This window comes from Salmonella sp. FC25216, assembly GCF_057751355.1.
Window position 1 is genome coordinate 271,454 of the sequence record NZ_JBDGON010000005.1, and the last position, 20,975, is coordinate 292,428.

The 20,975-nt window shown below is 51.4% G+C and carries 18 protein-coding genes, 1 tRNA gene and 3 pseudogenes; 9 read left to right on the forward strand and 13 right to left on the reverse strand.

Annotated elements, in window-relative coordinates; translation table 11 throughout:
• Positions 1-91: 91 nt before the first annotated feature.
• On the forward strand, positions 92-2,146 hold the full coding sequence (gene helD, locus AC3G3F_RS12540; RefSeq protein WP_079836516.1) for a DNA helicase IV: 2,055 nt from the start codon (positions 92-94) through the stop codon (positions 2,144-2,146).
• A gap of 31 nt (positions 2,147-2,177) precedes the next feature.
• On the opposite strand, the gene mgsA is transcribed toward helD, so the two are convergent.
• The gene (mgsA, locus tag AC3G3F_RS12545) at positions 2,178-2,636 is read right to left on the reverse strand and encodes a methylglyoxal synthase (protein WP_023247031.1); all 459 of its coding nucleotides are present in this window, start codon (positions 2,634-2,636) and stop codon (positions 2,178-2,180) included.
• Between the two features lie 94 nt (positions 2,637-2,730).
• Complete coding sequence (locus tag AC3G3F_RS12550; RefSeq protein ID WP_023247030.1) at positions 2,731-3,393, reverse strand: DUF2057 family protein; 663 nt, start codon at positions 3,391-3,393, stop codon at positions 2,731-2,733.
• A gap of 173 nt (positions 3,394-3,566) precedes the next feature.
• Between AC3G3F_RS12550 and AC3G3F_RS12555 the strand changes: the two genes are divergently transcribed.
• The gene (locus AC3G3F_RS12555; RefSeq protein ID WP_001537782.1) at positions 3,567-3,980 is read left to right on the forward strand and encodes a CoA-binding protein; all 414 of its coding nucleotides are present in this window, start codon (positions 3,567-3,569) and stop codon (positions 3,978-3,980) included.
• A gap of 54 nt (positions 3,981-4,034) precedes the next feature.
• Here the strand turns inward: AC3G3F_RS12555 and hspQ are convergent, their stop codons facing one another.
• Together hspQ and rlmI are read right to left on the reverse strand one after the other, a co-directional pair.
• Positions 4,035-4,352 (reverse strand): heat shock protein HspQ, encoded by a 318-nt coding sequence (gene hspQ, locus AC3G3F_RS12560; RefSeq protein WP_000561983.1) that lies wholly within the window; start codon positions 4,350-4,352, stop codon positions 4,035-4,037.
• A gap of 57 nt (positions 4,353-4,409) precedes the next feature.
• Positions 4,410-5,621 carry a 23S rRNA (cytosine(1962)-C(5))-methyltransferase RlmI gene (rlmI, locus tag AC3G3F_RS12565; RefSeq protein WP_023247029.1) on the reverse strand — a complete coding sequence of 404 codons (1,212 nt, stop codon included), beginning with the start codon at positions 5,619-5,621 and terminating at the stop codon, positions 4,410-4,412.
• A 214-nt stretch (positions 5,622-5,835) separates the two neighbouring features.
• Between rlmI and AC3G3F_RS12570 the strand changes: the two genes are divergently transcribed.
• From AC3G3F_RS12570 to yccX, 3 genes are read left to right on the forward strand one after another with little or no spacing between them, the layout of a single operon-like run.
• Positions 5,836-6,384 carry a YbhB/YbcL family Raf kinase inhibitor-like protein gene (locus AC3G3F_RS12570; RefSeq protein ID WP_023247027.1) on the forward strand — a complete coding sequence of 183 codons (549 nt, stop codon included), beginning with the start codon at positions 5,836-5,838 and terminating at the stop codon, positions 6,382-6,384.
• 25 nt (positions 6,385-6,409) lie between these two features.
• Positions 6,410-7,189, forward strand: coding sequence for an AraC family transcriptional regulator (locus AC3G3F_RS12575; protein ID WP_023247026.1), 780 nt, complete (start codon positions 6,410-6,412; stop codon positions 7,187-7,189).
• Between the two features lie 48 nt (positions 7,190-7,237).
• Positions 7,238-7,519, forward strand: a complete 282-nt coding sequence (gene yccX, locus AC3G3F_RS12580) for an acylphosphatase (protein ID WP_023247025.1) — start codon at positions 7,238-7,240, stop codon at positions 7,517-7,519.
• On the opposite strand, the gene tusE is transcribed toward yccX, so the two are convergent.
• Entirely contained in the window at positions 7,516-7,845 is a 330-nt protein-coding gene (tusE, locus tag AC3G3F_RS12585; RefSeq protein ID WP_000904448.1) for a sulfurtransferase TusE, read from the reverse strand. The genes yccX and tusE overlap by 4 nt on opposite strands.
• 86 nt (positions 7,846-7,931) lie before the next feature.
• A complete protein-coding gene (gene yccA, locus AC3G3F_RS12590) occupies positions 7,932-8,591 on the reverse strand; it encodes an FtsH protease modulator YccA (protein WP_023247024.1) in 660 nt (219 codons plus the stop codon).
• A 392-nt stretch (positions 8,592-8,983) separates the two neighbouring features.
• Between yccA and AC3G3F_RS12595 the strand changes: the two genes are divergently transcribed.
• Positions 8,984-9,071 (forward strand) — tRNA-Ser (locus AC3G3F_RS12595).
• A 103-nt stretch (positions 9,072-9,174) separates the two neighbouring features.
• On the opposite strand, the pseudogene AC3G3F_RS12600 reads toward AC3G3F_RS12595, so the two are convergent.
• Together AC3G3F_RS12600 and AC3G3F_RS12605 are read right to left on the reverse strand one after the other, a co-directional pair.
• Positions 9,175-9,507 (reverse strand): annotated as a pseudogene (locus AC3G3F_RS12600) (site-specific integrase); the annotation flags it as partial.
• A 137-nt stretch (positions 9,508-9,644) separates the two neighbouring features.
• Positions 9,645-10,415, reverse strand: coding sequence for an N-acetylmuramoyl-L-alanine amidase (locus AC3G3F_RS12605; protein ID WP_023247021.1), 771 nt, complete (start codon positions 10,413-10,415; stop codon positions 9,645-9,647).
• 273 nt (positions 10,416-10,688) lie between these two features.
• On the opposite strand from AC3G3F_RS12605, the pseudogene AC3G3F_RS12610 reads away from it, so the two are divergent.
• The 3 genes and pseudogenes from AC3G3F_RS12610 to AC3G3F_RS12620 form a co-directional block, all read left to right on the forward strand.
• Positions 10,689-10,805, forward strand: a pseudogene (locus tag AC3G3F_RS12610) (lysozyme inhibitor LprI family protein); the annotation flags it as partial.
• Positions 10,806-11,005: 200 nt separating this feature from the next.
• Positions 11,006-11,221, forward strand: a pseudogene (gene tnpA / locus AC3G3F_RS12615) (IS200/IS605 family transposase); the annotation flags it as partial.
• A 637-nt stretch (positions 11,222-11,858) separates the two neighbouring features.
• A complete protein-coding gene (locus tag AC3G3F_RS12620; protein WP_226296218.1) occupies positions 11,859-12,812 on the forward strand; it encodes a hypothetical protein in 954 nt (317 codons plus the stop codon).
• Positions 12,813-12,959: 147 nt separating this feature from the next.
• Here the strand turns inward: AC3G3F_RS12620 and iutA are convergent, their stop codons facing one another.
• Genes iutA through iucA form a run of 5 tightly spaced genes read right to left on the reverse strand, consistent with a single transcriptional unit; the run spans position 12,960 to position 20,930 of the window.
• Positions 12,960-15,161 carry a ferric aerobactin receptor IutA gene (gene iutA, locus AC3G3F_RS12625; RefSeq protein ID WP_488395087.1) on the reverse strand — a complete coding sequence of 734 codons (2,202 nt, stop codon included), beginning with the start codon at positions 15,159-15,161 and terminating at the stop codon, positions 12,960-12,962.
• A 25-nt stretch (positions 15,162-15,186) separates the two neighbouring features.
• Positions 15,187-16,521 carry an NADPH-dependent L-lysine N(6)-monooxygenase gene (gene iucD / locus AC3G3F_RS12630; protein ID WP_023247018.1) on the reverse strand — a complete coding sequence of 445 codons (1,335 nt, stop codon included), beginning with the start codon at positions 16,519-16,521 and terminating at the stop codon, positions 15,187-15,189.
• A 3-nt stretch (positions 16,522-16,524) separates the two neighbouring features.
• Entirely contained in the window at positions 16,525-18,258 is a 1,734-nt protein-coding gene (gene iucC, locus AC3G3F_RS12635; RefSeq protein ID WP_023247017.1) for an aerobactin synthase IucC, read from the reverse strand.
• Positions 18,258-19,205, reverse strand: coding sequence for a N(6)-hydroxylysine O-acetyltransferase (gene iucB / locus AC3G3F_RS12640; RefSeq protein WP_085425556.1), 948 nt, complete (start codon positions 19,203-19,205; stop codon positions 18,258-18,260). The genes iucC and iucB overlap by 1 nt, the downstream gene beginning before the upstream one ends.
• Positions 19,206-20,930, reverse strand: coding sequence for an aerobactin synthase IucA (iucA, locus tag AC3G3F_RS12645; protein ID WP_149667662.1), 1,725 nt, complete (start codon positions 20,928-20,930; stop codon positions 19,206-19,208).
• Positions 20,931-20,975: the final 45 nt, after the last annotated feature.

A 20,975-nucleotide genomic window follows, 5' to 3' on the forward strand; every position in this document is an offset into this window, starting at 1 on the left:
GCGGGCAATTGTAACGTTTTTTTAGACTGGAGCACGTTTTCTCTGGCGGTTACACTGATAAGCACATCTTTACGTCTGGATTCGCTGAGTCATGGAACTGAAAGCAACTTCTCTTGGAAAACGTCTGGCGCAACATCCCTATGATCGTGCTGTGATTCTTAACGCGGGAGTGAAAGTGTCTGGCGACAGGCATGAATATCTTATTCCATTCAATCAGTTATTGGCGATTCACTGTAAGCGTGGACTGGTGTGGGGCGAGCTGGAGTTTGTCCTCCCGGAGGATAAAGTCGTGCGTTTGCACGGTACCGAGTGGTCGGAAACCCAGCAATTCCATCGCCACCTGGACGCGCACTGGCGTCGCTGGAGCCAGGAGATGAGCGATGTCGCCGCGCAGGCATTACAAGATCAATGGGCGCGTATCAGTGAGCGAACGGGCGAAAACCAATGGCTTACCCGTGAGCGGGTTCGGGGACTGGAACACGAAATTCGTCAGACGTTTGCCGCCTTGCCGCTACCCATCTCACGCCTGGAGGAGTTTGATAACTGTCGCGAGATATGGCGTAAGTGTCTGGCATGGTTACAGGATAGCGAGGGAAGTCGGCAGCAACATAATCAGGTGTATACCGCTGCCATGCTGGAAGCGCATGCCGACTTTTTTACGCAGATAGAATCCTCTCCGCTTAATCTCTCCCAGGCCAGGGCGGTGGTTAATGGCGAATCATCGTTACTGGTACTGGCGGGAGCGGGTAGCGGCAAGACCTCGGTGTTGGTGGCGCGCGCGGGTTGGCTGTTGGCGCGTGGACAAGCCGATGCGGGGCAAATTCTTTTACTGGCGTTTGGTCGCAAGGCGGCAGAGGAGATGGATGAGCGTATCCGCGAGCGGTTACATACAGAAGAGATTACTGCCCGTACGTTCCATTCGCTGGCGCTGTATATTATTCAGCAAGGCAGTAAAAAAGCGCCGGTTGTCAGTAAGCTGGAAAGTGACGCCGCAGCGCGGCATCAGCTATTTCTGCACACCTGGCGTCAGCAGTGTAGCGAGAAGAAAGCGCAGGCCAAAGGCTGGCGTCAGTGGCTGGAAGAGGAGATACAGTGGACGGTGCCGAAAGGCAATTTCTGGGACGATGAGACATTGCAGCGGCGTCTGGCCCCTCGCCTGGATCGTTGGGTCAGTTTGATGCGTATGCACGGCGGCGCGCAGGCAGAAATGATCGCTGGCGCGCCAGAGGAGTGCCGAGAGCGGTTCGGCAAACGCATTAAGCTGATGGCGCCGCTGCTGAAGGCCTGGAAAAGCGCGTTGAAAGCGGAAAATGCCGTTGATTTCTCCGGGCTGATTCATCAGGCAATGGTGATCCTCGAAAAAGGGCGTTTTATCAGCCCGTGGAAGCATATTCTGGTCGATGAATTTCAGGATATTTCCCCGCAACGGGCGGCGCTGTTAGAGGCGCTGCGCAAGCAAAATAGCCAGACTACGCTGTTTGCCGTTGGCGATGACTGGCAGGCGATTTACCGTTTTAGCGGGGCGCAGCTCTCCTTAACGACGGCGTTTCATCAGTCGTTCGGCGAGGGCGAGCATTGCCACCTGGACACTACGTACCGTTTTAATAGTCGGATTGGCGATATTGCCAACCGCTTTGTGCAGCAGAATCCGCATCAGCTTAAAAAACCGTTAAATAGTCTTACCGTAGGCGATAAAAAAGCGGTTACGCTGTTGGATGAAAGCCAGTTGGACGCATTACTGGATAAATTATCCGGCTATGCAAAGGAGGATGAACGTATCCTGGTGCTGGCGCGCTATCATCATCTGAAACCCGCCAGTCTACAAAAAGCGGCGACTCGCTGGCCGAAGTTACAGATAGATTTCATGACTATCCATGCCAGCAAAGGCCAGCAGGCCGATTACGTTATTCTTGTAGGGTTACAGGCGGGTAACGACGGTTTTCCCGCACCGGCGCGAGAGTCTGTTATGGAAGATGCGCTTCTTCCTCAGGTTGAGGATTTTCCGGACGCTGAAGAGCGGCGTTTGTTATATGTGGCGTTGACGCGCGCGCGCGCGCGGGTCTGGCTGCTTTTCAATAAAGATAATCCCTCGCGCTTTGTGGAGACGCTTAAACAACTAGATGTGCCGGTGGCGAGAAAACCCTAAAGCGCGGGCGGTACAGCCGCCCGCTCAGCGGTTATTTCAGGCGCTCGGCCAGATAACGCGCATAATCCGGAATAAGAATATCTACAGCGTCATTAAAATGCGGGGACTGGATGATAAAGTCCGCCGTTGAGACGTTAGTGGCGACAGGGATATTCCATACGGTGGCCAGACGCAGTAGCGCTTTTACATCCGGGTCGTGTGGTACCGCGTTAAGCGGGTCCCAGAAGAAAATCAACACGTCGATTTTCCCTTCTGAAATGAGCGCGCCAACCTGCTGGTCGCCGCCCATCGGGCCGCTCAGCATTGCATTAACGTCCATACCCGTTGCGCGCTGGATCAGATTCCCCGTGGTGCCGGTTGCATAGAGAATATGTTTTTCCAGCAACGGCTGATGGCGTTCCACCCAGTTCATTAACATCTGTTTGCAGTGGTCGTGGGCAACCAACGCGATATGTTTGCGCGTTGGCAAGGTGCGAGTCGTCAGTTCCATAATTCGATTCCGTAGTTAACCTGTCTACAGATTACTGGAAGCGCTTGATGCTGCAAGAGAAAGACAAAAAAATTGCGCGCTGGCACAACTCATATCAAGAGGGCGGCTGTTTTTCCGCCCATTGCAGGAAATGATTGCGTGTCTGCGGGTCGGCCAGACGGAACCAATATTTCAGCCGCTGTTCTGTCAGAGTTTGTGATTGCGGCGGTACGGTGTCAAGCTCTGAGACGTCGGAAAGTAATGTACTGTCGTCTGCCATCATCGTGGCGAACTGAGGAAGCGAGGCGCGTTTCGCCGATTTGTTATAACGCTCGGTCTCTATTTCATAATCGACCACTTTAGCCGTAGAAGTAATTGCCAGAATATCGAGTTTTACCGGAATAGGCATGGCGTTGCCATCCAAAAGCGTCAAGCGTGGCGCTGCGTTAAAATGCGAGGCTTCGCGCTCGTTTTCCAGCCGCGGGAGCTGGAAATTGACCTGATTTATCAGTTGAGTATCGAAACTTATTACCAGCGGTGGAGAAATATAAAGCCGCTCTTCATTACCGGGCAGGCGGATGGTTTTTTCCACACGGAAAACGAGTTGGTGCGGCCCGTTTTCCAGTTCGATGCTCTCTGCGCCGCGTAATAACGAGCTGGACACCTTTTTGCCGTCCAGCACCAGAAGATCGACCTCATTCGACAGACGGAGTGTTGTGGCAAAAACAGTAACCGGCAAACAGAGAGCAAGGAAGGTGGTTAGCGCGCCGGTTTTCATAAGGTTCTCCTGTCCAAAGGCCGTCTGGCTAATAATGTATCGAAATTTTTCTTAGATCATGTTTACTAACATATAGACATATTTTGGCGTTTTGCTCTCATACATCGGTATGGGATGAATGGTTGCCATGTCAGGTTTGTCGTACACTTTGCAAAACAGCCAGGAGAAAGATGATGAAAGAGACCGATATTGCTGACGTTTTGACGTCCACTCGCACTATCGCGCTGGTAGGCGCGAGCGATAAACCCGATCGCCCAAGCTATCGGGTAATGAAATACTTGCTTGAACAGGGCTACCATGTGATTCCGGTTGCGCCAAAAGTCGCTGGTAAGACATTGCTGGGGCAACAGGGGTATGCCACGCTGGCTGACATTCCCGAAAAAGTCGATATGGTGGATGTTTTTCGCAACTCTGAAGCTGCGTGGGGCGTCGCGCAGGAAGCTATCGCCATCGGCGCAAAAACGCTGTGGCTACAGCTTGGCGTGATCAACGAACAGGCGGCGGTGTTGGCGCGGGATGCAGGCATGACCGTGGTGATGGATCGCTGCCCGGCGATTGAGATCCCCCGTCTGGGGCTGGCGAAATAAAAGTTAAAATGGCCGGATAAAGCAGCATGTCGCCATCCGGCCTGTTAAATACAATCAGTTACGTAGTCGCGGCGCCTGAAGCTGCTTGCGAATGGTACGCGCCAGTTCATCCATCGATGGCTGTTCTGGATGCTCATCCCGCATTTCGCTTCGCAACTGGGCCTCGGCCAGATAAGTATGGACTGGCTGACCATCATCATCTTCCATTACCACGTGGTACCACGGAGCGGCGCGAAGTTCGTCGTTAACCGCCAGTTCATCAGGCGACGGCTCATCAAGCGAATATTCCGGGTCGATATCGACGACCACTCCGAGGTAACCTAACAGGGAATGGCGGACCTGCTGGCCGATACCGAATTTGCTGGCTATCATAGTCACCTCCCGGGAAATAGATATCCTTTATATGAGGATACTATTCCACTTTTCAAGTTACATGACGCGACAGGCAAACCCTTTCAGATACAGCCCTTCCGGGTAGGTGGCGATCACAGGATGATCGGCGGCCTGACGGAACTGCTCTATAAATTGTACATCACGACCGGCATCTATTGCTGCATCGGCAATGATTTTCTGAAATAAATCGCTGGTCATCAGGCCGGAGCAAGAGAATGTCAGCAGTATGCCGCCCGGATTGAGCAGTTGAATCGCCAACATGTTAATGTCTTTATAGCCCCGGCAGGCGCCCATTAACTGGCTTTTATTTTCGACGAATTTGGGTGGGTCCATAATGATAACGTCGAATTTTTCGCCGTGTTCACGGTAAGCGCGCAGCAACTTAAACACGTCATCGCGCACGAATTCGGCTTTGCTCAAATCCAGTTGGTTCAGTTCAACGTTTTGTCTGGCGATATCCAGCGCATCCTGCGAGGTATCCACGCTGACAACCTGGCGACAACCGCCCATTAACGCCGACACGGCAAAACCGCCGGTATAAGAGAAGCAGTTCAGTACCCGTTGATTTTCCACATAGCGGCGCGTCGCCAGACGACTGTCGCGCTGATCAAGATAATAACCGGTTTTGTGGCCGCCCTGGATATTGACCAGTAATTTCATACCGTGTTCTTCAATTGGCAGAAGCGCAGGCGGCAGTTCGCCGGTGACCGGGCCTTGCGTCAGCGCCATTCCTTCTTTTTTCCGCACGGCGACGTCGCTGCGATCGTAAATAGCGCAATCCGGATAGCATGTTTGCAGAGCGCTAATTAATACGGCGCGTTGATATTCGGCCCCGGCGCTGAGCAGTTGCAGCACCAAAAAATGACCAAAACGATCAATAGTGACGCCAGGAAGGCCATCGGATTCACCGGCGATCAGACGATAGCTATCCAGACCGTCTTTTTTTGCCAGCCAGTCGCGCCACTGCTGCGCCTGGCGCAGGCGACGGGTGAAAAACGCAATATCAATGGATTCTGCTTTATCAAATGTCCAGACGCGCGCGCGGATCTGAGACGCTGGCGACCAGGCGCCGCGTGCTAACCACTTTCCCTGATGATCGACGATATCGATAGTTTCACCGAGGTTGGCTTTGCCTTCCAGACGCGAGACGGCGCCGGAAAAGACCCATGGGTGGCGGCGGAGTAAAGATTTTTCTCGCCCTTTGCTGAGGACTAAACGGGGATATTGCGGAAATGTAGATTCAGTCATGCGGAGTAACCTCTCACAAACAGTGACGCGAGCCGGATGATAGTTCCAGCCTGGGACCGTGAAAACGAAATGGCGCGTAGGGTAGCACAGATGAGAGGGGCAATCATCAGCGTATGGTGGTGAGCGTTTCTGCACAAAATAGAATCGTAAAGGCACAGTTTCTTCAGCGGGCGCTTTTTATATTGCTATTTCGTTACATGAAGAAGGAAATACAATGAAAACAGTCTTCTCTTTGACCGCAGCCGCAATGATGGCATTGAGTGGCAGCGTATCTGCCGCGTCGGCGTTTAGCCTCAGTAGCGCGGATATTCCGGCGGATTTTCGTTTAACGCAACAACACGTCTTTAAAGGATTTGGTTGTAGCGGAGAAAATATTTCGCCGCAACTGAGCTGGCGCAATCCGCCTGCCGGAACCAAAAGCTACGCTATTACCGTCTTCGATCCCGATGCGCCTACCGGAAGCGGCTGGTGGCACTGGACGATGGTGAATATTCCTGCGCAGATTCACGACCTGCCAACGGGGGCTGATAAAAACACCTTACCCTCGGGAGTGGTGCAGGGACGTAATGATTTCGGTTATGCTGGCTTTGGCGGCGCTTGTCCGCCGCCGGGCGATAAGCCTCATCGCTATCAGTTTACCGTGTGGGCGCTGAATACGGCAACACTGCCGCTCGACAGTGAGGCAAGCGGCGCGTTGGTAGGGTTTATGCTTAACGCGCATGTGATTGCGAAAGCGAAATTCACGGCCACATACGGAAGATAAAACAGAGGACGGCACGGTGCAGGAGATGCATATTCGACATCAGGATCTTACGACGGCAGAGGTGCGCTCCAGTCATCTGCACCGTTTGCATCGTGTTACGCTTTTTTCCGCCGCTATCTGCCATATTACGCAGGGCAGTAAAGTCATCATTCAGGATGATAACCGCCTTGTCGCCGGGCCTGGCGAGTTGATTATTATCCCGGCGAACACGCCGCTGGAGATTATTAATCAGCCTGCGCAGAGCGGTTTTCGCTCCGACCTGTTGTTACTTTCACCGGAGATTATTGCTCGCTTTAAAATGATGTACGTTCAGGATTATCCACCGGCAAAACTGACATCGCTGTGTACGCCGATGAGCTGTAGCCTGACATTTATGTGGGCGAACGTGTTGGATGCTGTGCGCCAGGGCTTACCCGTCGGATTACAGGAACATCAGGCAATGGGGTTACTGTTAGCGCTTTTGCATGATGGCGCGGCGGGACCGCTGCTTATTGAACGGCGTTACACCCTCACGGAGCAGGTGCGGCAACTGATAATGCTCTCGCCTGCTAAGCTATGGACAGCCCAGGAGATAGCCCGCCGTCTTGCTATGGGTACATCGACTCTGCGTCGGCGTTTGCAGCGCGAATCACAGAGTTATCGGCAAATTATTGAAGAGGTGCGCATGTCCTGCGCGCTTTCTCAACTGCAATCGACGACGCTGCCGATCGGCGAAATAGCGCTACGGTGCGGCTACCTGTCGGGGTCGCGATTTACGGCCAGATTCCGCCAACATTATGGGTGTCTGCCCAGTCAGGTACGTTAAGTATGTCCTGTATGAGCCTCCACCACTGATTATGAAAGGAGAACCATCATGTCGAACGTCTGCATTATCGCCTGGGTTTATGGTCGCGTTCAGGGAGTCGGATTTCGCTATACTACGCAGCATGAGGCGCTGCGACTGGGGTTAACCGGCTATGCGAAGAATATGGATGACGGAAGCGTAGAAGTGGTGGCCTGTGGCGACGCGGCGCAGGTGGAAAAGCTCATCAAGTGGCTGAAAGAAGGCGGGCCGCGCTCTGCTCGTGTGGACAACATCCTCACTGAACCGCACAGCCCTCGTGAGACGTTAACAGGCTTCAGTATTCGGTATTAAATACATTTTACCGGCTTGGGCAGGCCAGCGATTTTGGTCGCTTGCTTTGCCGGGCCTTTCGGGAACAGACGATACAGATAGCGGCTGTTGCCTTTTTCTTCGCCGAACTTATTCGCCATCGCTTTTACCAGCATTCGGATGGCGGGAGAGGTATTAAACTCCAGGTAGAATTCGCGCACGAAGCGCACGACTTCCCAGTGTTCCGCAGAGAGCTCAATGCCTTCATTCGCGGCGATAGCGACTGCCAGCGGTTCACTCCACTGCGTCGTCTCTTTCAGATAACCTTCGCTATCAGTACTGATTTCTTTACCTTCAAAGATCAACATAACGTTTCACTGCATAATCAACACGGACGGCAGTGTAGCAAAAAATAAAGCCCCGCATAAGCAGGGCTGGAAAAGGTGAATGTCGATTAATCGCGGCTGGCGAAGCCCAGAATGCTGAGCAGGCTGACAAAGATGTTGTACAGCGAAACGTACAGACTGACGGTCGCACGAATATAGTTGGTTTCACCGCCGTGAATGATGTTACTGGTTTCATACAGGATAGCGCCCGAGGAAATCAGGATAAACACCGCGCTAATCGCCAGGTGCAATGCAGGCAGTTGCAGGAAAATATTCGCCACCATACCAATCAGCACGACGACGATCCCGGCCATCAGCATACCGCCCAGGAAAGACATATCCTTACGGGTGGTCAGGACGTAAGCGGAGCAGCAGAAAAACACTAACGCAGTACCACCCAGCGCCATGCCAATGACATCGCCCATGCCTGCTGACAGATAGGCGTTAAGAATCGGACCCAGGATATACCCGAGGAAGCCGGTAAACGCAAAAGCAGACAGGATACCGGTCGGCTTATTGGCGGTTTTATAGGTCAGAAACATCAACCCATACATACCGACCAGCGTCAGGATCAGGCCGGGAGAGGGCAGCATCAATACCGTACTGGCTGTCGCGGTAATTGCGGAGAAAGCCAGCGTCAGGCTCAGCAGAAAATAGGTATTGCGCAGTACTTTGTGCGTGCTCAGTAGCGAGCTACGATCACGCGATGATGTAATGATACGATCCATAGTCACTCTCTTATGACAGATGTAATTAATAAAGAAGAATAATAAAAACGGTCACTATCACCCAGTGGTTTTACCCATCTTTACGCATCCGTTTACGTTTAGTTTCCTTAAGAGATTTCAGGCAATTACCGCCGTTAAAAAGGTCTTCCCACACTAGCGCTAGCCATGAAACAGGTGGCAGCGCCACCAAAGCGCTAGCGACAAAAAAATCGATAATCACAGCGGTAAAACAGAAGGGACGATAAACACGCATTAAGCCAGCATTTGTGTTGAAGAAATGGTCAATATGCTGTCATTTCAGGCGATTAAAGAAATTTTGCCTGTTTTTCACGCAAACGAACACATTCGGTCTTTACATGACGCACCGGGATGTTTATAGTGCGCCTCATTCCGGAAGTGTGGCCGAGCGGTTGAAGGCACCGGTCTTGAAAACCGGCGACCCGAAAGGGTTCCAGAGTTCGAATCTCTGCGCTTCCGCCAGATTAAACAAGGGGTTACCGAAAGGTAGCCCCTTTGTTTTTGAGGCGAAGAATAAAAAAGAATATTCTCAGAGAATATCGTATCTTTCCATTTGAATAAAAATTCACTTTTCCCCAATAACCGGATGATACAGTGTCGGGCTGATTTGTACCTTCCTGTCGTAGATAAGCACCTGGCTTTCTGTTTTGTGACCGCTGAAAATCTGCTTATCCCTGCTACTACCCTCAAAATCTGAAATAGCTTTTGCCTCGATATCGTGGAACGTGTAATCCAGTTGTCGGCCCGGTTCACTTTGTACGGCGCGTACAGCTTTTAACCAGCGATTATTGAACGTCTTGCGGATGAACTGACCACGATCGTTGTTGTAGAGAACCAGCACGTCAGGTGACAGTTTTGGACATTCTGTCTGTGCTGTTTTCAGTGCTTGCTTATATTTTCCATGGAAAATAATTCATATGAGAGTGAGTTCATGTGCTCTTCAAAACCTGACTGACCGGAACCGCCAGCTTAATGAAACTGCGCCACTGATTTCTAACCTGTGGCACATTAATTATTTAAACCAGTGGTTAATAATTATTTTGCCGGGAAATATTTATCCACTAACGCATAAAGAATTGCCGTTGTTTCAGCATCAGCGACACCATCATAATTCTTTTGTCGGAAGTGAAGCTGAAATGTACGGAGTAAATTCTTGTATCCGATTTCTGTTCCAGCATCTGAGATGTCATATCCGTATACTTTTAACTTAGCAACAATATCTGCTTTAGATGGTACAGACTTGCTGAATTGCGTCAGATAGTGCTGCATGGTCGATTCCTCATACCATGCACCAATACCTGCGTCGTAAAGTTCTTTCCACGGGAAAGCAGCTCCAGGATCACTTTTTCTCCCCGGGGCAATATCGCTGTGTCCGACAACGTTCACCGGCGTAATATCAGGATATCGTTGCAGAATATTGGCGGCCAGCGCCTTGATTGCATCAATCTGGACCGGATTATAGGGAGGAAAGACAAACACGCCGTTGTTATCACTGGCCAGGTTAACCGTCTCAATCCCGATGGCGGTATCATTCAGTTGGCTGCGTCCGGCCCATGAACTTACGCCAGCATGCCAGGCCCGCTCATTTTCATCAACCAGGTTGAATATACGCATATCCTTAAAACCAGCATCAATATACGTTTTTTCTGAAGGGTCAGGAACGAGATAGTGAGCGCTCACCGAAGGCCCGGTCAAAGCGGTAATTGACGCCTTAAAATCAATAGCAGTGTAATGCATCACAAGGAAACGAACACGACGATTGAAACCTTTTACCGAGCGATAGCTATTATAATCAATTGAGTACATAGCCAAGTCCTTTATATTAATATGTAACCTATTGATACCATTATATATGTCAACAAAATGTACACAAAGTTAGTATGGCGTTATCTCTGGAGGAGTTTTTGTGATGTAAGTCATAGTTTGTTGTTAGAGTAAATAACAACATCTGATCAAGTTGCTTCGTGCCCAGAAAGCGAAAAGGATTCATCTGATAAAAAGTTGACCAAGTAATATTCGATGCTGCTATCTAAAGTTAATTCAGCATATGTGAATGATTAATCTCTAAAACAGGCGTTCGTCAACAACATTAAGAGTTCCCAAAGGGATTGGATTAAATTTAGCGATTCTAATTGTAAGTTATATTCATTCCAGATTGATAATAAAAGCTCGGCATATCAAACGATCATTCAATGAATGTGTTGCAAAAATGTCAGAAACAAGAGGGAAAGAGTTGGCCGAGCTTTCTGGCAACACATAGGGGTAGGGCAATAAATTTTAAAAGGTTTTTCTTGCGATCTCTTTTAACTCCTATCTGAATGCCACCTCCTGCGGAGGTGGTCAGCAAGAGGTTGGCTCTGCCAAAATGCTACTAATGGTTAAAGAAAGCATCTCATGTGCTTTGGTGTTGTCAATATTATATTGTCTGGACACCCAAATGCCAATTTCGCATCCTGCGGAACAATGTTGGCAAGGAAGTCTGCAAACAGTTCAGGATTTCAGGTGAGTAGCTCGGTATAGAAATAGTAGAGCTAAATGTTCAGTTGGATTATGTGCATCTTTTAGTAAAAATCCCGCCAAAATTATCGATATCACATGTGGTAGGACATCTAAATGTAGCGGTACTCTGAATTTGGCCACCTGAACAGAGGTGATATGCTCACCTCATAACAACACAGATGCCCCTATGAAAAGAAGAAATTTTAGCGCAGAGTTCAAACGCGAATCCGCTCAATTCACTTTATTAAACAATGTTAATGTTCTGATGGGGTATTTTTATAGTGGTTAAACATATATTTAATTTATGCTGTCTTTGATATTTCACTGATTCAGCGACAGGGAGATACAGTGTTTCTCTATGCTGACGGGCATAGTATTGCGCGAAAATAATGGATTGAGCTTGATGCTCAGTAATGGGGGGAATAAACCATGGATGAGGATATCATCCGATTGTCTCCACTAATGTACAAGCATATCAATAAATTGGCATACCCTACGTTCATACTGCTGGAGGATGCTCGAAGGGAGAGTTGGGCACACTAAATTTTAATTAAACAATAAATTATCTCCTTAGTGTACGTTTTCGTTCTATTGTCCCTCATCCCACTACAATGAAAACCACCTGCACAATACCCTGGGATACCTGTCACCAGGGGAATTCAGGAGCCAGCGGGTAATGTTAACTTAGAGACAAAAGCTGACAGGAGAGGGTGGGCAAGATCAATTCTCACCACAATCAAGAAGGGGTTAATGATGATAAAAAAAATACCATTAAGAAAAAAATATATTATGTTTGTACTTTTCTGCATAATATGGTCTTTGTTATCTGGCTGTAGTCATAAAACTCAATATAAACTCCCGTTAGCGCAATGCGGTAGGATTATTGCCCATGAAATGGGGGCCACTGATAAAGGCGTATTCGATGGAAAAGCATTCAACTTTAGAGCATTTGAAGTTTGTAAGCCTACGAATAGTGCTTTTAATACTTGTCCTGGACAGGTAACTGCAATCAGTAAGTACAATACTATTGTTAAAAGTGATAAAGAAAAGACGATAAGGTTTTTGAAAATGTCAGTGCGTACATTATCAGACCACACTTGGGTTGTGGCGCATAATGATAGTCAAAGATCAAATGGTACATTCTTCTTATTGAGTAAAATAAACTCTGAGCAACTTAATGAATACAGGAAAAAAGATCCAACACTTGGTGTTTACAGAATAGATGACTATGTTGCTATGGATAAAAATAAAGAATTCTGTTTTATGTTTAACACAAAAACAACACCAAATGAGAAGTTAATTGATAATATTAATAAATTAGATCTTGCTCAGCGTACATTGATAGAATCCGGTAGCCAAAATGACGCTAACTGGCTAAACGATCATCAAAAATCAGTTTATTTTACCACCAGGGTTAATTCTCAATCATCTCTTGATAATGCCTTGAAGGATATAAAGAGTAAAGGATATAAAAAACTTTATTCAATTGAAGTTGATCCTAACCCCAAAAATATAGATGAAACAAAATTACTGGTGCAACGCATTCAAAAACAAGGATTTACTGCTGAAGTTGACTCCATGCCCTACGATCCGTTACGAGAGTTTATTATAACTGCTTGTCGTATTCCTTTAGAAAGAATAGGCGCAGATGTTACCATGACAAGTCGCCCCGTTGAGTGTATAGAAAAATTTCCGAATAATTAAATAGACTCTGTCGCATTGATGCTGACAGCATGAACAATTATTAGAGCCCAACCTGACGCACTTACGGGAATTCAAATATCTGCCGCCTATCTGATTCTCCAAATATTTCTTCTCCTTGTCCGGCATGTGCCGGACAAGGAGAGTGGTTTAAAACAGAACTGAGTAATTCAGACCGAAGGTGCGGCCGCGGCCTTTATAGTCATACAAGGAAGCGGGGCCGTAACCCGGGCTGTAGTACATCGGCGCGCGCTGCCCCCAGACGGTGGTGTAGTCACGGTCGAAGAGGTTCTCAACGCTGAAGCTGAGTTTACCCACCGGAAGCTGATAGCTGCCGAGCAAATCGACGGTGGTATAGCCATCAATGCTGTAGCCTTTTGCATCGCTCACATCGAATGAAGTGGTGCTCTGTACGCGCAGGCTCCACGGATCCGGCGCCCAGCCAATGTAGGCTGTCGCTTTCGATGGGCTTGCCACCTTCACGTCATATTTCTGCCAGCTACCGTTCACTTTCGACTCGGTTTTCAGCACGTTGAAGTTCGCACCGGTACTCCAGTTGGTATCTGGAATCAGATAATCCACCGCGCCTTCCACGCCGTAAATGCGGCGTTTGTCATCTACCACACTGATGGTCAGATCTTTATTCGCCACCACGCTCTTATCGGAAATCGAGTAGTAGGCTGCGATTTGGGTGCGCAGGTTGTCGCCGGTAAAGCGCCAGCCCAGCTCATAAGAATCGACCTTCACGCCTTCCAGCTTGCTGTCATCAACGTTCACGCTGTTGGTCAGGGGCAGATGGCCGTTCACCGCTGCGCCATAGGTGCCGCGACCATAGTATTTACCAGGGTCCGGCAGCTCTACGCCCTGGGAGAAGTTAAGCCATGCCTGCTGGCGTTCAGTGATGTGCATCAGCAGACCAGCGTTGAACAGGACGTTGTCGTAATCGACCGAGCCGCCCGGAATGGCGTCGGCGGATGTTACCTTCCCGGCGGCAATCTGCTGTTGCTGCGCATAGCCGATGAAATCATCAACCTTGTTCTCAGTGTATTGATAGCGTACGCCGCCGCTGAGGGTAAAAATATCATTGATGTCATAGCTCGATTGCAGGAAGGCCGCCAGGTTGGTAATGTCATACGATGGATAGCGTCCGGTGGTGTATATCTTTTGGTTATTCAGGCCCCCGGAAGCGCTTGCCTGGGCCAGATCGAAGAACATTTGGTTGGAGGTAAAGCGCTCGTGGTCGGCATCCAGCCCGTAGGTGATTTGCCAGCCGTCCAGCGGTTTGCTGTTCAGAGTCAGTTTCATGCCGTACTGGTCGGTGTTCTGTTGTGACGAAGAGAAAGCCGTCACCTGTTTATTAGCATTTACGGTTGGGAAAGGGTAGAACAGCAGCGACTCATCGCGGTAGTAAACCTGGCCGACCAGCTCCTGGCCCAAGAAATCGCTGTTAGAGTATTGCAGGCTGATCAGATGACGCTCGGTGCCGGGAATACGGTCGGAATTCAGCCCCTTATTGACGTATGGCGTGCTGGCCCCGCTAATAGCTGAGAAATCTTTCCCAAGATTCAGCCCGTAATCGTCGTCGCCCTGGCTTTTATAGTACTGTGTGATCAGTTGAAGCTGCTGGGTATCATCAATGTTCAGTGTACCAGTGCCCATGATGTCCAGGCGATCGGAGTACTGTAGGCCGGTCTGGGTGTTATCGAGCAGGGTGGCATCGCCGTTACCGTCAAACCAGCCGCCAAACTTCTGGTACGCTACTGAAACGCGCCCGGAGATATGGTCGTTGCCACCGGAGATAGCGCTGGCAATGCGCTCATCGTGATCTTTACTGCTGTTAAAGCCGCTTTTGGTGCCAGCCTCAAACTCCATCTGGGTTTCTGGCTGACCTTTTTTGGTCACGATGTTGATCAGACCACCGGTACTACCGCCACCATACAGGGCCGTCGCGCCGGAGATCACTTCAATATGGTCAATATTGAAAGGATCGATAGAGTCCAGTTGTCGGCTGTCGGTACGTGAGGAGTTGAGACGCACGCCGTCAACCAGTACAACCAGTGGACGGCCCCGCACGTTCATACCGTAGTTGGTTCGGCTCTGGCTGCTGACATCAAGGCCTGGGATCAGCTGAGCCAGCGCGTCTTTCAACTCTTTACCGCCCTGGATCTGTTGCTCCAGTTCGGCGTTTTCGATAACCCAGGTGGTTTGCGCCATCTCCGCTACGGTGCGATTGCTGCGGTTGGTAGATACCACGAGCGTATCATCATCGGTTTGTTGGGCGACTGCTGGCGCCATCATGGCGAGAAGCAGCGGGTTAAGAGCCCAAAGCGTATATTTTTTGCTTATCATCATTATTCCTTCATACGGGCGAAAAATATCAGCCCAAAGATGCTGTGTAGCGAGTTAAAGAAGCCGCTTCCGGCTGCGGTTTTTCCCGGCTGCCGCTGCGCCACTGAATCAGAGCGGGCGGCGTACTGAGATCGAATAAATCACGCCCCAGCGCGCGATTAAGAATACGGGCGGAGCGCCAGGCCATCAGGCTGAGCTGTGGTTCGGCAATGCCGTGGGTTTGCATACTGGCGTTGACTGCGAAGATGTTGTTCTCTTTCGGGCCGTTCCACTCCAGAGTGAAGTCGTCGCGTACTTTGAAATTGCACTCATCGCGCATGGCGATTCGCGGCATCAGCGGTGAAAGTATCTGCGGCAGCGCGGGACGGTAACCGGTCGCGAAAATCACCACGTCGCTTACCAGGGTGTCATAGCCGTTATCCAGATGATGCTCTAGCAGCAGTTGCCAGCTCTGGTCGCGACTTTTCAGCTCGGTGACCGAACGGCTTGGCAGCAGATGGGCGTTACGCGATTGCCCCAGCACCTCGAAGCGGTGATACAACTCGCGATAGATGGTTAGTAGCGAGTCAGCCGTGATGCCATCGGAAGTCATTTTCTGCTCGTCGAGCATCTTCTGGCGCACGCTTTCATTCAGACCGACGAAGCCTGAAACGTACTCAGGCGTAAAGTATTCGTTGGCGAATGCCGCCTCATCCAGCGCGTTAAAGTTATTGCGGCGCGAAACCCAATTGATCTCTGCAACGTCGCCCCATTCTCCGCGCAGCGCATTGAGGAACAGGTCGGCGCCGCTTTGCCCGCCGCCAACCACGGTGACCCGCTTGCCACCGAGGTCTGGCTGGCGCAGGATCATTTCACTGGCGTGGAAGCAGGTTTGCGTCGCCGCTTTTACGCAAGGCGGCAGGTGCGGTTGCTTACCAATGCCCAGACAGATGTTGCGGGCATAGCTTTCACCCTGACTGCTCTGCACTACAAACAGTTGGCGTGTCTCGTCGAAATCAATACTTTCAACGGTATGATTGAAATGCAGATTGTTCATACCCTCGGCGGCCCAGCGGAGGTAGTCGGAAAACTCATCGCGGGATACGGTACGCAGCTCGGTGGTCAGGAAGCGGTAGAATTTTTTGCGCTGCACCAGATAGTTAACAAAGCTGTACGGGCTGGTGGGTGCCACCGCGCTAACCAGATCTTTCAGAAACATAGTCTGCATATGGCAGTCCGGCACCAGCATGCCGGGATGCCAGGCAAAATTCGGGCGGCTGTCAAGGAAGCGGCTACTGAATCCTTCGGCCTGATGAGACAGTGCCGCGATGCTCAGGTTGAACGGGCCGATACCTACGCCAATAAAATCTACAGTGTTTGTCATGATTCAGTCCCTGGTTGCCAGCCACAGCGGGTTTTGCAGATCCTCAAGGTAATTCGGCAACATGCGGCTGCCGCCATCCTGGTCAGGCCAGGTCAGTTTTACCGGGTTCAGCACCACGCGGATGATTTGTGGCTTGAAGAGTGAGAAAAGCGCAAAGCGCGCTGACATTTGTGGATGTTCCTGCATGTAATCACTCAACACTGCTGCCAGCAGTTGATAAAAACGCCTCTCCGGTACGCCAAGGCGAGCCATCAGCGGCGAAACAAAGCGCAGAACCGTCACGAAGTGGCCGGTCTGCAAATCATGAATTAAGTAGTCGGCACTCAGGCGAGCGGTGACGTCACGTACCTCCTGAGGCAGAGAGTTCATCTCCGGGAACTCATCTTTCACCAGCCGCATATCGCCCTGGAAATCTTTCAACAGAACGCGCTGTGGTACGCCATCTTTCATCGCGAGCGTTATATTTTGTCCGTGGGCGATAAGCGCGACGCCGTAGCGGCAAAGCAGGTGATACAGCGGAACCACAACCACCCGAAACAACTGCGTAAGCCAGGTTTCAGCGTCCAACCCGGAGCGGCTGATATATGCGCCTATCAGCGGCTGGTTGTTTTCGTCGCACTCCATCAGTGTCGCTATCAGAATCGGACTTTCGTCCGGCTTCAGCCAGCGACACGGATTCTCACGCCAGATAACGCCGAGCATCTCCTGGTAGCGGTAGGGGGCCTGGGCAAGTGCGGCATAGCCTTCATGGCACACATAGCCCGCCGCTGGTTCACCGAGGATTACTGCGCCGCTTTGCATCAGCGTGGCGTCGGTCGAAAAAACCTGTTGCAGCCAGCGTGAGGCCAGCGGCCCGGCGGAAATGTATTTGCCTGGAATCCCCCGGTAGCAGGAGGTGTTGTAGATGGTCAGCGGCAGCTTGATATCCAGCCCCCCCTGGCGACTGGCGTTGGTCAGGGTGCGCAGCGACTGCTGCGCAAGCCACAAGTCGCCAAACTCGCCGAGGGAAACCATTCTGCCCCTGGCAAGATCGGCGATGAAATCGAGGGCGATTTTTTGCTGCCACTGCCACGGATGTACCGGCAGCGGAAGCCAGTTATGGTCCAGCCCGTTTTCCTGCCAGATCTGATTGAAGCGGGCAAACTCCTGCGGATCCATCGCGGCCGTCAATAATTGCTGAATATCCAGCTCGCGGTCGCAGCGCCAAACCATATGCTCACGTTTTACCGCCAGCCAGTGCAGTCTAAAGGGGGTGGCATACTCTGGCGCATATCGCTCCAGCGCCTCTTTGCCCCAGCCGCGGCGGCCTTTATTAAAAACGAATTTAGGATGGCCGCTTAGCAGACATTGCAGGCGGTCGGCATCAAGATCAATCAGGTCACTGGCGCTCAGCCCGCGACGCGCCTTCAGCAACTGTAGGTCACCCAGCAGCGTGGCATACAAATCCTGCATATGCTCAGCAATGGCGGCATCGCTCATCGACAGCACCGGCTTTAGCTGCATCAGTAGCGTTTGCGCCAGAACCGGCTCATCCGCGCAGCGCAGGGTTTGGGCATCAATCCACAGCCAGCCCCAGATGCCGCGTTCAGCGCTGAAGTGCCATTCCGCACCCGGCAGGTTAATGTAGTAGCGGCCGTCACCCTGAGAGTCAGCGTGGAAAACCTGCTCATATTCGAGCTCGGCCAGCATTTTTGCCACCAACTGACGGTTAACAAAATCCCAATCTTTGTGATTCATTACAGGCCGACCTCCGTGAAGAAGTGATGGCGATTCGCCATCACCATGCGCGAGCGCTTGTGCGGGAAGTCGAACTCTTTAATTGTCCGGTATCCCGCAGGTTCAAGGTGGCGAAACAGGCGCTGGTTATCCGCGCGAGGCTCAAGTACGGTGTGCTGCGTGCGTGGTTCATCCAGCAGCAGGTAATGCGTCAGTCCGCGCAGCCAGCTTTGCACGTAGTGGGCTCCGCGCCATTGCTGTTCACCAACCAGCAGATGCAAGCCACGGTCAAAGGGGTGCCACAAATAGTGGCGACCAATGCGATCTTCTGCCGCCCAGTAGATTTCGAAATAGCTAAACGGCTGATCGTCGAAGCAGCCGATCAGTGGGAACGCATGTTTACCGGTGAGCAGACGCTCCAGGTAAGCGATCTGTTCCTCCAGTGAGCCGCTTTGCTCCCAGAAATACTCAACGCGCGGATCGTTCATCCAGCGGGTGAACCGTTCTGCATCAAGAGCGGGATCGGCAACGCGGAAACTCAGCGTCTTGCGAACGCGTGGATCGTAACGGCGATAAACCTCTCCCTGCGGACGAAGTGGGCGCTGCGGGAAGTAAATCTCACGCTCTGCATCAAAAACCATTTCGCCGGAGGCCCGGTTTGCCGAAGAACTCAGCCATAGCGGTAACTGCCAGAAGGCGGCGCGGTGGATGATGTCGCTTTTGACCTGCCCGAAAAGCGTCAGCGCCTGTGGCTCCTCGCGCCATTCGGCATAGGGGAGAACCACCGCTGAAATTTGCGGTGCGGCGATAAATATCTGATCCAGCGCGTCGCGCAGCCACCCTGTCGGTAGCGGCCCCGGGTAGTGCAGTACCGCGCTATTGTCCTGGCTCCAGCCAAGATCCAGAGGCTTGTCAAGTTTTTCACAGCGCAGTCCATATCCGCTGTGAACGATATTTGTCTTAGACATTTAGCCCTCCTGGGCCAGCAACGGATTGGCGAAATCGAAGTAGATCACTGAGGGATCGAGGATAGTGTTCTCGTTGTAGTCGTTCAGATAACAGAAAAAATTACCTTTTACGTTCCAGTACGGACTTTCCAGCACGTAGTTGAGGCAGGTTTTATGGGTCACCTGTTCACGTATTTCAGCCAGAAAAGTTCGTATGCGCGCCATCAGATTCGCTTCACTGTCCAGCCCGGCTGCGGCCAGCGCGGCGGTCACGGCAAAAGTGGAATTAACCAGCAGGTAATAAGGGAAGTAACGTAGCAACTGCTCATGGGTGAAGATGTTTTCCGCCTGCGCCTCGCCAATGGTGTCAAGCCAGTCTGCCGCGTGAGGCATAAACGCACTGCCCTGGCAGTCACGGTAGATAAGCCCGACCGGCAGATCCCCAAGCATCTGAACCAAAATATTTTGCTGATGCGCCAGTAGCACCAGACCGTAATCCGCTTCAGCCGTAAACAGCGGTTTTAGCACCTGCTGACAGTAAGCATCGACCCATGCGTGGGCGGCCTGCCGTGCAGTGGTGCCGAGGCGATCGCTCAGGCGTTTTACCGCCGCAACCAGTAGCGAATCACCGCCATCCGGTGCGGCCTGAGTCAGAGAGACCAGTACGTTAGTCTGGCTTTGTGGCTGATCCACCAGCAGGTTTTCACGCAGGGCAAACAGGCTTTCCTGCATGATGTTGCCGTGGAGATCGCGCAGCCCAGCCCAGCCATCTTCCTGCATCACCCGGAAGGTTGGGAAGCGGGCTTGTAACGTCTGCCAGTTGTCGGTTTGCGCCAGGCGGGCCAGGCGCATTCCACGCTTCACCTCTTTCACTGACAGGGTACGTATGGAGTTGGTCAGACGCACGCTCAGGGAGAATTTGATCATGTCGCGGCTGGTGGCGCAGTAGAGCGAGCGAGAAGAGGTGGTCGGTAGCCACGGCTCGCCAGCCTCGCCTAAATCTTTAAGCAGCCCTTTAGCGACAAGCTCCTGGCACCACTCCTGCTGCAATAGATACTCCCCCTGCCACGGGTGTAGCGGGAATAGCCATTGATTGTCGCTTAATTCGTTGAGTAACTGCGGCGCATTCTCTACGGCAAAACGCGTCAACCGCTGTTGCAGACTGAGATGCAGGCTTTCACCGGCGATCTGCGTTTTGTCCACCGCAAACCACCGCAGCGGGAAGTGGGGAGCGAAGTCCGGAAGGTAGCGTTCGGCCTCCTGCTGATTAAACGGTTCATGAGACTTAGGTGCCGGGTGGAAGGCATGCCCGACCAGCAGAGCCTGCTCCGCCTCGCCAAAGTCCAACGCTTTTTCACGCAGGGCTACCCAGTCATGGCGAGCGTCAATCGCCTGCTGAGTATGGGCGTGGCTTTCCATCACACGCTGATGGAAGGTTTCGCAACGGGTCGCGGGCAACAAGAATTGGTGCTGGAGCTTATCAATAATAAGCCGGGAGAAGGTGGTGAAATCGACGGGTTGACTACCGGACGCTGTGACCAAACGAGCCGGAAACTCAAAACGGTGATGCTGGGTTGGGGAGAAATAAGCCACTCTGAAATGGAGTGCCTGCTGTTCGCCCAGCGGGATGATCAATTCGGCTGGCTGGTATTCAGTCTGCCGCCAGTCTTTGGTTTCACGAACTAGGGAATTCAGGAAACACTGCGCAGCTACATCCAGGGCCGGCGTTTTAGTTGGCAAAGTCATAATCAAATAGATCCCACGCGTTATGATAATGCGAATTTTGCCGAT

Coding starts and splice junctions, on each gene's coding strand:
- AC3G3F_RS12605 (WP_023247021.1), bottom strand. CDS start 10,415: ATGTACTCAATTGATTATAATAGCTATCGCTCGGTAAAAGGTTTCAAT.
- iucD (WP_023247018.1), bottom strand. CDS start 16,521: ATGACAAACACTGTAGATTTTATTGGCGTAGGTATCGGCCCGTTCAAC.
- tusE (WP_000904448.1), bottom strand. CDS start 7,845: ATGTTGATCTTTGAAGGTAAAGAAATCAGTACTGATAGCGAAGGTTAT.
- AC3G3F_RS12575 (WP_023247026.1), top strand. CDS start 6,410: ATGCATATTCGACATCAGGATCTTACGACGGCAGAGGTGCGCTCCAGT.
- yccX (WP_023247025.1), top strand. CDS start 7,238: ATGTCGAACGTCTGCATTATCGCCTGGGTTTATGGTCGCGTTCAGGGA.
- AC3G3F_RS12555 (WP_001537782.1), top strand. CDS start 3,567: ATGAAAGAGACCGATATTGCTGACGTTTTGACGTCCACTCGCACTATC.
- AC3G3F_RS12620 (WP_226296218.1), top strand. CDS start 11,859: ATGATGATAAAAAAAATACCATTAAGAAAAAAATATATTATGTTTGTA.
- AC3G3F_RS12570 (WP_023247027.1), top strand. CDS start 5,836: ATGAAAACAGTCTTCTCTTTGACCGCAGCCGCAATGATGGCATTGAGT.
- yccA (WP_023247024.1), bottom strand. CDS start 8,591: ATGGATCGTATCATTACATCATCGCGTGATCGTAGCTCGCTACTGAGC.
- helD (WP_079836516.1), top strand. CDS start 92: ATGGAACTGAAAGCAACTTCTCTTGGAAAACGTCTGGCGCAACATCCC.
- hspQ (WP_000561983.1), bottom strand. CDS start 4,352: ATGATAGCCAGCAAATTCGGTATCGGCCAGCAGGTCCGCCATTCCCTG.
- rlmI (WP_023247029.1), bottom strand. CDS start 5,621: ATGACTGAATCTACATTTCCGCAATATCCCCGTTTAGTCCTCAGCAAA.
- iucB (WP_085425556.1), bottom strand. CDS start 19,205: ATGTCTAAGACAAATATCGTTCACAGCGGATATGGACTGCGCTGTGAA.
- iutA (WP_488395087.1), bottom strand. CDS start 15,161: ATGATGATAAGCAAAAAATATACGCTTTGGGCTCTTAACCCGCTGCTT.
- iucC (WP_023247017.1), bottom strand. CDS start 18,258: ATGAATCACAAAGATTGGGATTTTGTTAACCGTCAGTTGGTGGCAAAA.
- AC3G3F_RS12550 (WP_023247030.1), bottom strand. CDS start 3,393: ATGAAAACCGGCGCGCTAACCACCTTCCTTGCTCTCTGTTTGCCGGTT.
- iucA (WP_149667662.1), bottom strand. CDS start 20,930: ATGACTTTGCCAACTAAAACGCCGGCCCTGGATGTAGCTGCGCAGTGT.
- mgsA (WP_023247031.1), bottom strand. CDS start 2,636: ATGGAACTGACGACTCGCACCTTGCCAACGCGCAAACATATCGCGTTG.